The organism is Streptomyces sp. NPDC021225 (genome assembly GCF_044332865.1).
Lineage (GTDB): Bacteria > Actinomycetota > Actinomycetes > Streptomycetales > Streptomycetaceae > Streptomyces.
The window spans coordinates 588,370-601,238 of record NZ_JBIRPV010000003.1 but is presented as its reverse complement, the minus strand read 5'-3'; the positions used below and the strand labels follow the sequence as shown (position 1 = coordinate 601,238).

At 66.4% G+C, this 12,869-nt stretch carries 12 protein-coding genes and 3 pseudogenes; 6 read left to right on the top strand and 9 right to left on the bottom strand.

Annotated features, from left to right (window positions below; translation table 11 throughout):
• Window positions 1-131: 131 nt before the first annotated feature.
• Window positions 132-521 carry a transposase gene (locus tag ACH4S9_RS16345; RefSeq protein WP_398372407.1) on the top strand — a complete coding sequence of 130 codons (390 nt, stop codon included), beginning with the start codon at window positions 132-134 and terminating at the stop codon, window positions 519-521.
• A gap of 494 nt (window positions 522-1,015) precedes the next feature.
• On the opposite strand, the pseudogene ACH4S9_RS16340 reads toward ACH4S9_RS16345, so the two are convergent.
• The 3 genes and pseudogenes from ACH4S9_RS16340 to ACH4S9_RS16330 form a co-directional block, all read right to left on the bottom strand.
• A pseudogene (locus tag ACH4S9_RS16340) lies at window positions 1,016-2,097 on the bottom strand (integrase core domain-containing protein).
• A gap of 357 nt (window positions 2,098-2,454) precedes the next feature.
• Window positions 2,455-3,348: a helix-turn-helix transcriptional regulator gene (locus tag ACH4S9_RS16335; RefSeq protein ID WP_398372405.1), complete on the bottom strand. Its 894-nt coding sequence runs from the start codon at window positions 3,346-3,348 to the stop codon at window positions 2,455-2,457.
• Between the two features lie 27 nt (window positions 3,349-3,375).
• Window positions 3,376-4,182 (bottom strand): SDR family oxidoreductase, encoded by an 807-nt coding sequence (locus ACH4S9_RS16330; protein ID WP_385339823.1) that lies wholly within the window; start codon window positions 4,180-4,182, stop codon window positions 3,376-3,378.
• 470 nt (window positions 4,183-4,652) lie between these two features.
• Here ACH4S9_RS16330 and ACH4S9_RS16325 point away from each other — a divergent pair, with 470 nt between their 5' ends.
• A complete protein-coding gene (locus ACH4S9_RS16325; RefSeq protein WP_398372403.1) occupies window positions 4,653-4,952 on the top strand; it encodes a hypothetical protein in 300 nt (99 codons plus the stop codon).
• Here ACH4S9_RS16325 and ACH4S9_RS16320 read toward each other — a convergent pair.
• The 4 genes from ACH4S9_RS16320 to ACH4S9_RS16305 form a co-directional block, all read right to left on the bottom strand.
• Complete coding sequence (locus ACH4S9_RS16320) at window positions 4,882-5,157, bottom strand: transposase (RefSeq protein WP_398372994.1); 276 nt, start codon at window positions 5,155-5,157, stop codon at window positions 4,882-4,884. The genes ACH4S9_RS16325 and ACH4S9_RS16320 overlap by 71 nt on opposite strands.
• Before the next feature lie 1,021 nt (window positions 5,158-6,178).
• Window positions 6,179-6,472: a hypothetical protein gene (locus ACH4S9_RS16315; protein WP_311730174.1), complete on the bottom strand. Its 294-nt coding sequence runs from the start codon at window positions 6,470-6,472 to the stop codon at window positions 6,179-6,181.
• A 157-nt stretch (window positions 6,473-6,629) separates the two neighbouring features.
• Window positions 6,630-7,001, bottom strand: a complete 372-nt coding sequence (locus ACH4S9_RS16310) for a hypothetical protein (protein ID WP_398372400.1) — start codon at window positions 6,999-7,001, stop codon at window positions 6,630-6,632.
• A 196-nt stretch (window positions 7,002-7,197) separates the two neighbouring features.
• Window positions 7,198-7,833, bottom strand: coding sequence for a hypothetical protein (locus tag ACH4S9_RS16305; RefSeq protein WP_398372398.1), 636 nt, complete (start codon window positions 7,831-7,833; stop codon window positions 7,198-7,200).
• Window positions 7,834-7,835: 2 nt separating this feature from the next.
• On the opposite strand from ACH4S9_RS16305, the gene ACH4S9_RS16300 reads away from it, so the two are divergent.
• On the top strand, window positions 7,836-8,048 hold the full coding sequence (locus tag ACH4S9_RS16300; protein WP_311730186.1) for a DUF4241 domain-containing protein: 213 nt from the start codon (window positions 7,836-7,838) through the stop codon (window positions 8,046-8,048).
• An 859-nt stretch (window positions 8,049-8,907) separates the two neighbouring features.
• Here the strand turns inward: ACH4S9_RS16300 and ACH4S9_RS16295 are convergent.
• Both ACH4S9_RS16295 and ACH4S9_RS16290 read right to left on the bottom strand, forming a co-directional pair.
• Window positions 8,908-9,441, bottom strand: a complete 534-nt coding sequence (locus ACH4S9_RS16295; RefSeq protein ID WP_398372396.1) for a GNAT family N-acetyltransferase — start codon at window positions 9,439-9,441, stop codon at window positions 8,908-8,910.
• Between the two features lie 114 nt (window positions 9,442-9,555).
• Window positions 9,556-10,645 (bottom strand): annotated as a pseudogene (locus ACH4S9_RS16290) (integrase core domain-containing protein).
• 72 nt (window positions 10,646-10,717) lie between these two features.
• Here ACH4S9_RS16290 and ACH4S9_RS16285 point away from each other — a divergent pair.
• The 3 genes and pseudogenes from ACH4S9_RS16285 to ACH4S9_RS16275 form a co-directional block, all read left to right on the top strand.
• Window positions 10,718-11,028 (top strand): annotated as a pseudogene (locus tag ACH4S9_RS16285) (integrase core domain-containing protein); the annotation flags it as partial.
• 237 nt (window positions 11,029-11,265) lie between these two features.
• Window positions 11,266-11,388, top strand: a complete 123-nt coding sequence (locus ACH4S9_RS16280) for a hypothetical protein (RefSeq protein WP_398372394.1) — start codon at window positions 11,266-11,268, stop codon at window positions 11,386-11,388.
• A 275-nt stretch (window positions 11,389-11,663) separates the two neighbouring features.
• Window positions 11,664-12,506, top strand: a complete 843-nt coding sequence (locus ACH4S9_RS16275) for a MerR family transcriptional regulator (protein ID WP_398372392.1) — start codon at window positions 11,664-11,666, stop codon at window positions 12,504-12,506.
• Window positions 12,507-12,869: the final 363 nt, after the last annotated feature.

Sequence of the window (12,869 nt, the reverse complement as noted above, 5' to 3'; positions counted from 1 at the left end):
ATGCTCGGCTGTTCCGAAGACCGATACATGCCGAGGTGTTCGTTGTCGCTCCGTCCTCGTTCCGGTGAGCAAGTCCGGTCTCTGACCGTGCAGATTGCTCGGGCGAGCAACCCTGGCGGTACGACGACGATGTGGGTGAGAGACCGCCTCGACGGCTGTGGTGCGATGAGGACTTCGCCGACTGGTACCCGCGCCACGGGCGTCCGAGCCTCTCGCCCGCCCAGCTTGCCACCGTCTGTGTGTTGCAGTTCCTGCTCGACCTGTCGGACCGGCAGGCGGCCGAGGCGGTGTGCTGCCGCATCGACTTCAAGTACGCCATGGTGCGCCACGAGGCGCCGCTATTTCCGGGTGGGGGTGGAAGAACCCCCACCGCTGGTCTGTCGCAGCAGGCTGGCGAAGCTGAGGGCAGCCTGATCGCGGAGACGCGCGGGAGGGTGGTAGGCAGCCCTGAGTGGACGGTTCGTGAAGTGATGTCCGTTTGCGGGTGGGGCTTGTGTCAGAGGTGCTGGTCGTGGCGGTGACTATTGCTTACTCGTGAAGTTACCCGTGTCGGCTTCGGTGAGGACGCCAAGTTTGACCAGGACGCTTTAGCTTGGCTCGGATGCCCTCGACGTTCTTGGGCAAGAGTTCGTGGTCGAGGACCTGGCAGACGTCCGTGGCCCGCCGTGGTCCGGTCGCCTCGTTGAACACGGTGAGGATGCGGGCGTAGTCCGGATGCTCGGGCAGTTCCGGCGGGGATCCGGTCGGCGAGGCTGGTGACGGTCTTGCGGGTGATCGCGAGGTGCTCGAGGTGTGTCTCGGCCTCTCGCAGCCGGGTCTGCAGGTCGTCGATCTGCGTGCGGAGGTCGTCGGCCTGGGCCCGGGTGGCTTCCTCCTGGATGTCCAGTGCCTGAAGGAGAGGTTGGATGTTCACGTGGCCACCGCCGCTTCACGTCAGGTGGGGGTGTTCGCGCCGGTGAGGCGTCTCGTCATCACATGGGTCATCGTGTGCCGCTCGAAAAGTCATCGCTGCATGTCATGCTGCATATCTGTACTCATTGATGAGGCCGCCGAGGATCCGGGTGCGCTCGACTCTGTGGGTGTGGAGGTCATGCGCCGTGGCGGGTTGTTTGTGAGCGTCGGGTGGTAGCTGGTTGCGGGCCTGGTGGGGTCGGTGTTCGTTGTAGTGCCGCTCGTAGGCCGCGAGGACGCGGCGGGCATGGGCGTCGTCCATGATGAGAACGTGGTCGAGGGCTTCGCGTCGGATGCCGCCGATAGTCCGTTCGCAGTGCGCGTTCATGCGGGGAGCCTGTGGCGCACTGTTGAGAATCTCCATCTCCTCGGACTGGAAGACAGCGTCGAGGCCTCGCCGTACTTGCCATCGCGGTCGCGTAACAAGAAGCGCAGGGACTCGATGCGTATGCCCAGGTCGGAGGGGAGATTCCGCGCCTGCTGCACCGCCCAGTCCCGGGTCGGGTGGGCGGTGACCCCGGTGATGCGCAGTCGCCGGGTGCCGTGCTCGAGGAACACCAGCGCGTACAGCCGCTTGCCGAGGGCTGTGTCGATGTGGAAGAAGTCTGCCGCGATGATGCCCTCGGCTTGCACGGTCAGGAACTCGCGCCAGGTGGAACCTGAGCGACGTGGAGAAGGGTCGATGCCGGCCGCGTCGAGGATCTCCCACACCGTCGAGGCGGCGATCCGATGCCCGAGTCGAGTCAACTCCCCTTGGATCCGCCGGTGCCCCCACCTCGGATTCTCCCGGGCCAACCGCATAACGAGCGTCCTGATCGCTACCGAGGTGGGTGGGCGTCCGGTACGCCGGCGCGCGGTGTAGTCCCACTTCGCGGCGATGAACCTGCGATGCCAGGCAGGCAAGGTGCCAGGGGTGACAGGGAAGATCTCGCGCCATTGACGCCGGGGTATCAGCCCGGACAGGACTGCGAACCAGAACCGGTCGGCAGGCTCATAGCGGACCGGCCCGGCCAACTGGCGATGCAGGACAGCGTTCTCGTGCCGCAGCACCAGCAGTTCCGCGTCCTTCGCCGTCCCGCGACGGAGGAGCACCGATGGGACAGTCAGCAGCTTCCGGGTCACCTTGTACAGCAAGGACACGATCACAGAGGACATGATCCCAGCGGACTGACCGCGCCCCGCTCACCTGCGGCGATGACTTTTTGAGCGGCACACGAGCCACTAGCGCGTTGTCGTAGGTATCCCCCTACTGCTAATCGATGATGCAATTCCATCCAGCGCAGCAGTTTCCGCAATCGCATTCGAGTTGTATCGGCCCGGCATCGCTGTGATGGATCAGCCCGTCACCGACACGGCGTCGGGCGTCATCGCGCCACCACAGCGCCATCTTCAACGGTTCACCCGCGTGTCCACACTGATTTTTGTCTCACTCCCGTGTTTACTTTCCGGCAGATTGTTGCCCCACGTCATGGTCCGCTGACTAGTACGGCTGAAGAGGTTGGACTATCCGTTGTGTGCTTCGAGCTCGGTCGCCAGCGTCTGTTGGGTGGCCGCCCACGACGCCAGGAGCGCTAAATTGTCAGCGGTCGGTGTGCCCGCGGGTGCGGTGTAGACGTTGAGGTGCAGGCCGGGTTCGGCGGGCAGTTCCAGGGACTCGACGTCCAAGTCGAGCTGGCCCACGATCGGATGGCGCATACGCTTGCGGCCGGACCGGTGCAGCCGCACGTCCTGAGATGCCCACCGCTGCCGAAATAGCTCACTGCACGTTGACAGTTCGCCGACTAGGGCGATCAGCTCCTCGTCATGCGGATTGCGGCCGGCCTCCATGCGTAGCTTCGCGGCCGCGGCACCGGCAATTTGGTCGTAGTCGACAAAGAAATCTCTGGCCGCCTCGGGGTTTAGATAGACGAACCGCGCTGTGTTCGCGGGCCGTCGCGGGTCGGCCAGCACCGGTGAATACAACGCGCGAGCGAGTTGATTCATGGCGAGCACGTCATAACGGCCGTTACCGATCCAGGCCGGCGCATCGGAGATCGCGTCGAGCACCTGCTGCAACGTCGAGCGCACCGTCACGGCAGGCCTACGCCGGCGTGGGCCGCTGGGCGCCCTGGATTGGCGCGCGAGGTGGAACAGGTGGTCGCGCTCGGCCTCGTCGAGTTGCAAGGCAGAGGCCAACGCGTCGAGCACGCCATCGGAGGCACCGGCGAGGCTGCCGCGCTCCATGCGCACGTAGTAGTCGACGGATACCCCCGCCAGTAGCGCTACCTCCTCGCGGCGCAGACCTTTGACCCGACGGTTGCCGCCGTAAGCGGGCAGGCCCGCCTGCTCGGGTGCGATGCGGGCGCGACGCGAGCTGAGAAACTCCCGGATCTCGGTGCGTAGATCCATCGTGGCCATCCCCTCACCGTAAGCCCGTCCCGCAGTCTAGGGGGTACCCGTTGCGGTCGTCGCGGTGCCGCCGTCTACCGGGATGATGGTGCCCGTGAGGTAGGACCCAGCCCGGCTAGCGAGAAACACGGCGATACCCGCCATGTCGTCGTCGCGGCCGAGCCGGCGCAGAGGGGCCGCCGCCGCGATCTTGTCGCCGATGGCATCGAGCGTGGACGCCATCATCTGCGACGGGAACACTCCCGGTGCTACCGCGTTCACCGTGACGTGCTGTGGGCCCAGCTCCCTGGCAAGCACTCTGGTGAGTTGATGGAGTGCCGCTTTGCTGCTGGCGTACGAGTAGTTGGGCGCCTGGGCGACGTGGATGGCGGCGATACTGCCGATGTTAATGATCCGCGCGGGATCATCGGCGGTGCCCGCCCTGCGAAGTGCGGGGAGCAGCGCCTGCACCAGCCAGAACGGCGACTTGAGGTTGAGGTCGATCACTGCGTCCCAGGCCTCGTCCGGGAACGTCGCCAGCGGCTCGCGCCACATCGCTCCCGCGTTGTTGACAAGGATGTCCAGGCGTTCCGAGTCGGCCATGACAAGATCAGCGAGGCGCTGACACTCGTCGTGCCTGGACAGGTCGGCGGGGATTGCTTGAACGTCGCCGAATTCAGACAGTAGATGCTGTGCCTCCGCGCACGCGTCTGCCTTGCGTGAGCTGATGACGACGCGGGCGCCCGCCTGGAGAAGGCCGCGCGCTATCATCATCCCAATGCCCCTGGTGCCGCCAGTGACAAGGGCGTACTTCCCACTCAGATCGAAAAGTTCTGTGCGAGTGGTGAATTGGTTGTCCGCCATTGGTCTCCGTCCCTTCGTTCGTGGAAGAAATCGCCGACATGGTCGCGCATTCGGGGCAGCTGAATTGAACTGATGGGGGTAAAGCTGCAGTGCGTGTCCATGGAGTGTTGTCGGCGCTTTCGACTCAACCAGGTTGACAGGCGTTCTGGACGTCTGGGAGACCCTGGTGATACAGGTACTGTGAGAGCCCCCCTTGCCTGGTGCGCTGACTCACCCCGGATCCACTGAGCCCTTTCCAACCTGCCGTGCTGGTTCGGCAGTTGCCGTGACAGATAAGTGAAGCCCCTGGTAGACGGGTTCACGACCAAGATCACCCGGGTCTCGAGGAGGTACTGAAGGACGGCGTCGACCCGCTGGGCGTCCATCACCTCCTGGATCCGCCTGCACCTCAGGTCGCCTGACAGTTCGACCGACCCGGAGCGGATGATTGCGTCGGGGCCTGCTTCCGTCAGGAGGCGGGCCCCGACGTCTTGCCCGATCTCATCAGCCCCGCCCTGCGCCACCAGATCACCGTGCTGGAACGCCAACTCGGCAAGAACAAGATTCGGTTCACGCCGAGCGATCGAGCGTACCTGGCAGCGCTGCTGCACCGGCTGCCACTGCATGTCCTGCGAAGATTACGGCTACTCGTCCGCCCCGACACGGTGCTGCGTTGGCACCGCGACCTTGTCAAACGCCTGAAGGGTGTCAATACTCCGATCAGGCTGCTGAGCTGGGCGTTTCCTGTAGATGGTGAGACGGTCGGGGTGGCGCGGTGTGGTACTCGTTGAGCAGTCCGCCGAGTATCTGCGTGCGCCTGACCGTGGCGGCGGGCAGGGGGATGATGTGCGGGTCGTCGTCTGGGGCACGTAGGTCGGGGCTGCGGTGGGCTCGTCTGGCGTTGTCGTGCTCGGCGCACATGGTGAGGACGGTGTGCAGGTGTCGTTCGCTGGTGATGAGGAGTCGGTCGGTGCATTCGGTGCGGGCTGTGCGTATCCATCGTTCGGCGAACGCGTTGGACCGTGGGCTTTGCGGCGGCGTCGGGATGACGGCTGTGTCGTTGCCGGTGAAGACGGCGTCGAATGCTGCGGTGAACTTGCTGTCCCGGTCGCGGATGAGGAACCGGAAGCACCCAGCCCTCTCCTCGACATCTATGAGCAGGTTGCGGGCGAGTTGGGCGACCCATGCGCCGGTGGGACGGGCGGTGACACCCAGGACCTGAACGTGCAGGGTGCATCTCCATGACGAAGAAGACGTAGAGACGTTTGAGGAAGACGGTCTCCACGTGCATGAAGTCGCAGGCGAGCAGCGTGTGGGCCTGGGCTCGGAGGAAAGTACGCCAGGTCTGCTGGGAGGCGCGCTGCGGTGCGGGCGGCAGGCCGGAGCGGCGCAGAACGCGCCGGATGGTGGAGGCGGCGACCCGATGACCGAGCCGTCGCAGTTCGCCCTGGATCCTGACGTACCCCCAGGCCGGGTTCTCTCTCGCCATGCGCTGGATGAGCACGACCGTCTCTTCCGGTAACGGTGGCCGACCGGGCCTGGCTGGTGCCTGTCGCTATTTCCAGCGCACCGGACGACGGTGCCAGGTCAGCAGGGTGCCCGGGGTGACCAGCCGATGGCGACGTAAGACAGGTGGCAGGTACCGGGCGAGAGCAGAGGGCAGAGAGCACGGCACGGTCAGCCCACGAGAGCCGCGGCCGCTCCACCTGCTGGCGAAGCGCAGCGACCTCATGGCGGAGAGCAAGGATCTCAGCGTTGTTCGCCGCGGTCGATCGACCCAGCACAGGAAGCAGCCCAGGAGTCGGCAGGAGATCAGGTAGAGCAGTCGCAGACCCACGATCAGAGATCATGCCCATACTTGGGCGATGGCAAAGCCCCAGGTCAACCACCGTACGGCAATAAGGACACCCTTCAGGCAGATCCGACACACGGACAATCCCAAAGGCTCGGACGCCGTCGGCCCCAGCCACCGGGCATCGGAACTGCGGGGATACCGATTGGCCGCCCCGCTGAGTGTTCAGGGGGTAGGGCTTGGCATCGGCGTCGTGCCGTCGGGAGGCGTCGCGTATGGGTCCTCGTCCCACGGATAGGTGGGATTGTCATCGATCTGCGGGCTCCAGGGCGTCTCCTTCGGGGGCTCGAAGGGGCCCTTCCGCTCCTCCATCAGGAACATCATCACGAGCGCGAAGACAAGGCTCAAGATGATCAAGGCCATCCCTACGGGGTTGTTGGGGTTGTAGACGTACCGGCTTGTACCCCAGTTGCTCTTCTTGAAGACCGGCTCGTAGTCGTCATCGTCAACTTGCGGCATGAGTCCCCCAAAGTTGCCTCAGTAAGCAAGATCGCTGCATATCAGGTGCCGTGCCCAGCGCTGGCCATGGGCACGTTGCGGGCCCCCGCCATGACCCTTCGGGCAGGGATTGGGTCGTCACGCTTCGTGAACGACTGCTTCAAGTCCCCTGAGGTGCTCAGGACGGCAGCCGGGCGGCCAGGCGTCGCTGGAGGCGGACACCGACCCAGGCCGCGCCCAGCGCGGCGGGGAGTACTGCGGCGCGCAGCCAGGGCCAGCCGATCAGCACCGTACCGATCAGGCTCACGAACCAGGAAATGACCACGCCCGTCGAGACGATGATGGTGACCGGAAGGCCCGCCACGTCGGCGTGGACGCCATCGCCCCCGTCAAAAGCGTCCACGCCGCCGGCTCCCCCGATCAGCACCACCAGCCAGTAACCGGCGACGACGAGGAGCGCGAAGCTGAACAGGACGGCCGGGAACCCCAGCGCGGGCCACAAGAACTCAGCAACATGCCACCCCCGTTCCTCGTCTTCGGGCCCCGTCATGCTGGCACCTGGAGGCACGGCCGCACATTGCCGGATTCCGGCAATCTTTATGCACCCCTGACGTCCCGTTAACGCGGGAACCGAACGGTGCGGGAAGGCGTCTACAGCGGCGCTTCCGGCCAGCCGAGCAGAGGTGCCCCCGTCGCCGCCGTCTCCAGGGTGGAACGCTGCAGGGCGTCCCAGGGGTCGTAGCCGGTCAGAGCCTTGATGGGAGGAGGTGGTTGAGGCGGTTCTTGTCGGTGTTGTGGGTCGGGCCGATCAGTGGCTCGCCGGGATGGCGGGCGGCGAGGGTGTGCAGCAGGGGTGCGTACGCGGCGAGCACGGGGATGGCGCGCGGCCGGATACCGGCGATGCTCAGCACGGTGGTACCGCGCTCGGTGGTGGCCAGGGAGCGGCCGGTGATGGTGAGGTGTTCGCCGGGCATGAGTCCGGCACCGAGCCCTGCGGCGAGGAGCCCGAACGCCGCCCTGGTGCGCACTGGTGTGGATTGCTGCCCGGCTGCTTCCAGGTATCCGGCGACCTGGGCGGGGGTGTAGGGGGTGGCCAGCCGGTTGCGGGCCAGCCCAGTCCTGGCAGGTGGCCAGGGTGCACGGCGGGTGATCGTGCGGCCGATGGCGGACAGCTGGGAGCGATGCGTGCGCCGGCATGAGGCCTGCAGATCCCGCATACCGGTCAGAACGTAGCGTTCGACAGTGTCGGGGGTGAACAGCGTTTCGCGGTCCAGGGGGAGGAACTCCTCCAGGCACCAGGCGCAGAACCGGGTGACGGTGGACATGCGGTCCACGGCGGACCAGGGCGAGACGGGCTCGGAGTCGGTGACACAGGCGCGCACGGATCGAAGACCAGCTGGACGAGGACCTGTTCATACCCCTCGACAGCCATTTCACCGTCGAACTGCCCAGCACGGAGCCCGAGCCGAACCTCATCGCCTTCCGTGCCGGCCGGGGTGACGGGGCCTACCCCGTCTGGATCGGCCGCACCGACGACGGACAGGTTGGTTGCGTCGTCGTCGACTTCCAGCTCCGTTCCGCCGACGGGGGAGAGTAAGGAGCCGCCGACCATCGGCGCGAGGCCGCACTGCCCGAGACTGAGACCGCGGCGAACCTCCAGAGTGCACACGGCGATTGAGAAGCTCGACAACTCGATCACCGACTTCGGCCTGGTGGACGCCTTCCCGGAGGACGTCAAGGAAGCTCGCCAGCGGTACTACGCGTCGATGCACATGGGCGATAGGGCCACCGACGCAATGCGCTGGCATCGTGGGCCGGCAAGTCCAGCAGGGCGTGTATCCCGCGCAGATACGCAGAAGTTCCCGCACACGGGAGCCGCCTTCGGTGGGATCGGTGTCAGCCCAATCGTCCGGCCGACGACGGACTGCGTTTCGTTACCCACACAGCCCCATTTCGTCGGTACGCCGTTCTCGCCGTCGACGTCGTCGCCGCCTCCAGCGCCCTCGGTGCCATCCCGTCGGGAACCGGGTCGCGGTCGGCGACGCCGCCCGGCGGGCGCACGACGCGCTCGTAACCCCAGCCGCCCGCGCCTGCCTGAGGTCGGGCACCACAGCGGAGGGTCCGCCCCGTAGCCGGCCAGGTCTGGGGGCGCGTCGAGCTGTCCAGGGCGGGCGAAGCCCAGCGCGCAGCGCCGCCGAAGACATCTCACGACCGCTCGTCACGGCCCGCACACTCCACAGGCGGGTGGCCCCGGCTCCCGTTGCCGACGGCAACCGAGTGGGGCATGAAGAGCGATATTGGCCGATTTCACGGCTCTGGCCGCAGTTCCGTGAAAGCGTGGGTCAGCGACGGGAAGACACCGTCCGTCCCTCGATGTCCGCACTGTCGCGATCAATGCGCTCAGGGACGTAGGGACAGTGGTCGGCTGTCTTGTGATGATCGACAGCTCGGCCGGTTCACGCCTGGAACTCGGTGAGATCAATGGCGTGAACGCGCAGCGGGTAGCCGTACACCGGGTGCGCCGTCTCCCGCTCGGACACCATGCCGAGCTTACGGATGACGTTCTCGGAGGCGTTGTCCCCCACCTGGTTGATGCTGATGACGCGGTCCAGGCCGCGGTCCTGGAGCGCGAACTCCAGTGTGGCATGCGCGGCTTCGGACGCGTATCCCTGGCCCCAGAACTGTGAGCCGAGCCGCCAGCTGATCGCCACGGCGGGCATCGCCTCCGGCAGGAACTCGGGCACGGACAGTCCCGTGAAGCCGATCAATTCGCCCGAGGCCAGCAGCTCGACGGCGAAGAGGCCGAAGCCCTCCTCGTCCCACTCCTCCTCCCATCGCTCGATGGCCTCCACCGTGTGGTCCAGGTCGCGCACCGAACCGTCGTCGATCCAGCGCATAGCCCGCGGGTCCGCGTTGATGTCCGCCATCGGCGCGAGGTCGTCGTCGTGCCAGCGGCGTAGGAGGAGACGGGATGTGCGGATCTCGGTCATGCGCCCATCCTGCCGAAGGCAAGCGCCTCATCGGTAATCCGGCGCTTGCCCGCGCTGCCGCTCCGGAACCACAAGGCGTCAAGCCTGTGCCGTTCAGGAACCCGTCGCGGCAGGTCAGGCCGTGTACCTGTACTCGTTGATCAGGCCGCCAAGGACACGAGTGCGGACTAGCCATCGCCTGGTGCCCAGGTCGGTCAACGGCGCGGTCCGGTCGTCGGCGAGGGGAGGTAGTCGCCCTCGGGGCTGATGCGGGCGATGCCCGTTGTAGTGCCCGGCACAGGTCTCGAGAACGCGTCGAGCGTGGGCCTCATTCCAGATCAGCACGTGGTCGAGGGCCTCACGCCGTAACGTCCCAATGACTCTCTCGCCAGTGTGCGTTCATCCGCGGGGTCCGTGGTGCGGTCTTCACGGTTTCGACGTCCTCGGCCGCGAAGACCGCGTCGAAGGACTCGCTGTATGTGCCGTCCCGGTCGCGGATCAAGACGCGCAGCGACTCGAAACGCACGCCCATTTCGACGACAAGGTTGCGAGCCTGCTGAACCGTCCACCGCGCGGTCGGGTGTGCGATCACCCCAGCGACGTGCAGCCGACGCGTGCCGTGCTCAAGGAAGACCAGCGCGTAGACCCGGCGCAGGTCCACCAGGTCGATATGGAGGAAGTCGCAGGCGATGATGGAATCGGCCTGTGCTGTGAGGAACTCACGCCACGCCGGCCCGCCGCGGCGGGGAGCCGGGCCGATGCCGGACGCCGTCAGGATCTCCCAGACCGTCGAGGCGCCGATCTCATACCCCAACCGCGTGAGCCCGCCCTGGATCCTGCGGCAGCCCCAGCGCGGATTCTCCCGAGCCAACCGCACCACCAGATCCTTTACCACATTCGCGGTAGGCGGCCGCCCAGGGCTGCTCCGGCACTTGCTGTAGTCCCATCTGCGTGCAACAAGCCTTCGGTGCCATGCGAGCAGGGTCCCCGGAGTCACCGGGAAAACCCGCGTCCAGCGCCACCGGGGTATCAGCGAGGACAGAACCGCGAACCAGAGCCGGTCCGCCTGCTCGAACCGCACCCGGCCCGCAAGCTGCCTGCGCCGCACCGCATTCTCATGACGGAGCGCCAGCAGTTCAGCATCCTGGGCCGCCTGCCGACGCAGCAGCACCGCCGGAACCGACAACAGCTTCCGCGTCACCTGATACACCAGCGAGACGATCACCCCGGCGTGTTCCCAACATCCCCGGTCTCGCCAGCCCCCTATGAGCAGCAGCGACGCATTTCTGAACGGCACACGGTGCAGCAGGCAAGAAACCTCGCCGTCGAGTTGGGTGTTCGGGTGGACTCGCTGCGTTTCCTGCTCCGCGACCGGGACGCGAAGTACACCGAGTCCTTCGACGCGGTCTTCAAAGCCGACGACATCCAGGTCATGAGGACCGCGCCACGGTCCCCACGGATGAACGCGCACTGCGAACGTGTCATCGGCACCCTGCGCCGCGAGGCCCTCGACCACCTCTTGATCTGGAACGAGACGCACGCTCGGCAGGTCCTCGATGCTTACCCCGGCATTGCAACGGTCATCGCCCCCACCAGGCTCGTGGGCGGCGTGATCAACGAGTACAGATACGCCGCCTGACCGGGAACGACGAGTTTCCGAACGGCACAGGATGCGATCGAGCAAGAGGCCAACGCTGTCACACTTGGCATCGGCCCCTACCGCGAGTTCGGCGACGTCGGTGAAGTCGCGGCGCTGAAGCTGTTCACCCAGCGCGTCGAGGATCACCGCAACGAGCAGCGACGCGCCTCGGCGGTGCGCTCAGGCGCGGTCGCAACGAGCTGCTTGTGCGGCTCGGACCGTGGCGCGAGGACGAACCGACATCGGTGCCCGACGGGCGCGACATCGAGAGCTACTACCTCGCCGTGCCCGAGGCAGTCAGGTTTTTGTGGTGCTGGGAGAGCCGGTGAGGAATCCGAGCCCCAGTGGGGTGCAGGAGTGCCAGACGGTCTTGCCGTCGCGGTGGGCGGTGGTGAGGTGGGCGGCGCGGAGGGCTCGCACACAACGGCTGGCGGATGAGGGTGCAGAGGTCTGCCAGTGGGATGCGGGATGCCTCGTCACAGTGATCGGTTCCGGCAGTGGCCAGGGCCTCGCGGTCGGTGGAACCCGGGTGGTGTGTTGTTGCACCTGCCGTAGCGGCATGTGGTGTCGTTGAGGCACCACAGCACGAAAGGCTCCGTCTGCGATGTACCCCTCCGTCACACCGCCCCGCCAGGTCAAGATCGGCGCTGCCGCTGCCTTCGCCGGGATCACCCCACGCGCTATCCGCCACTACCACCAGATCGGTCTGCTGCCGGAACCCGAGCGCGGTGGAGACGGCCGCCGCCGCTACGGCTACGACGACATGATCCGCCTGTTGTGGATCCGCAGAATGGCGGAGGTCGGCATCAGTCTGGACGACATGCGAGCTGCCTTCGACGAATCCGGGGACATCGAGGAGACCCTGGGCCGGCTGGAGGAATCCCTGGCTGCCCAGGAGGCCGACATCAAACGTCAGCGCGCGGCCGTCAGGCGCCTGCGGGCTGTGGGCAGCCCGCAGGGCCTGCTCTCCGAACTGGTGACGGATCGGCTCAGCCACCTGCCCCCTGGCGCATTGCGCGCCTCCGACATGGAGGCCCTGCTGGTCACGGAACGGATCTTCGGTCCGCTCGGCTCCGCACTACAGGCCAGCGTGTACATCGTGCTGGCCACCCATCCCGACCTACGGGCCGAGGAGGACCGTCTCGACGAGGCTGAGGCCGCCCTCGACGACGGCGTCGACCCCGATGACCCGCGCGTCGAGGAAATCGCGGTACAGCGATACACCCACCACATGGCCCTCGTACAGGCCATCACGGCAGCCGGGCTGGACACGGCCGATGACGAGCTCTTCGAGACCTACGACGCCGACCTGGCAGAGCAGGAGGACACGCAGATGGGCGCCTCGGAGGCGATCACCAAGATGCCCTACGACTTCTCTCCTGCCCGGATCCGCTGCATGGAGCGCGTGGCACAACTCGTCGGCCAAGACGCCTGCGCAGACAGTTGATCGCCTGTCCCCGGTACCGACCTGGCCGGCATCCCATCGCGTCCACCTGTACGTGACCGGCCACATCAGGAACCGGTCAATCCGAAACCGAGAGTGACATCTCAACTGGCCGTACATGGGGATCCCGGACTGGCCGCTGACACTTCAGCCGCAGTCGTTGCGGTTGATACATAGCGAGCGGGTCTGCCCCCCCCAGGTCTGTAGGGAGGCGCGCTGCGGTGCGGGTGGCAGGCCGGAACGGCGCAGAACGCGCCGGATAGTTGCGGCGGCGGCCCGATGACCAAGCCGTCGCAGTTCACCCTGGATCCTGACGTACCCCCAGGTCGGGTTCTCTCTCGCCAGGCGCTGGATGAGCACGACTGT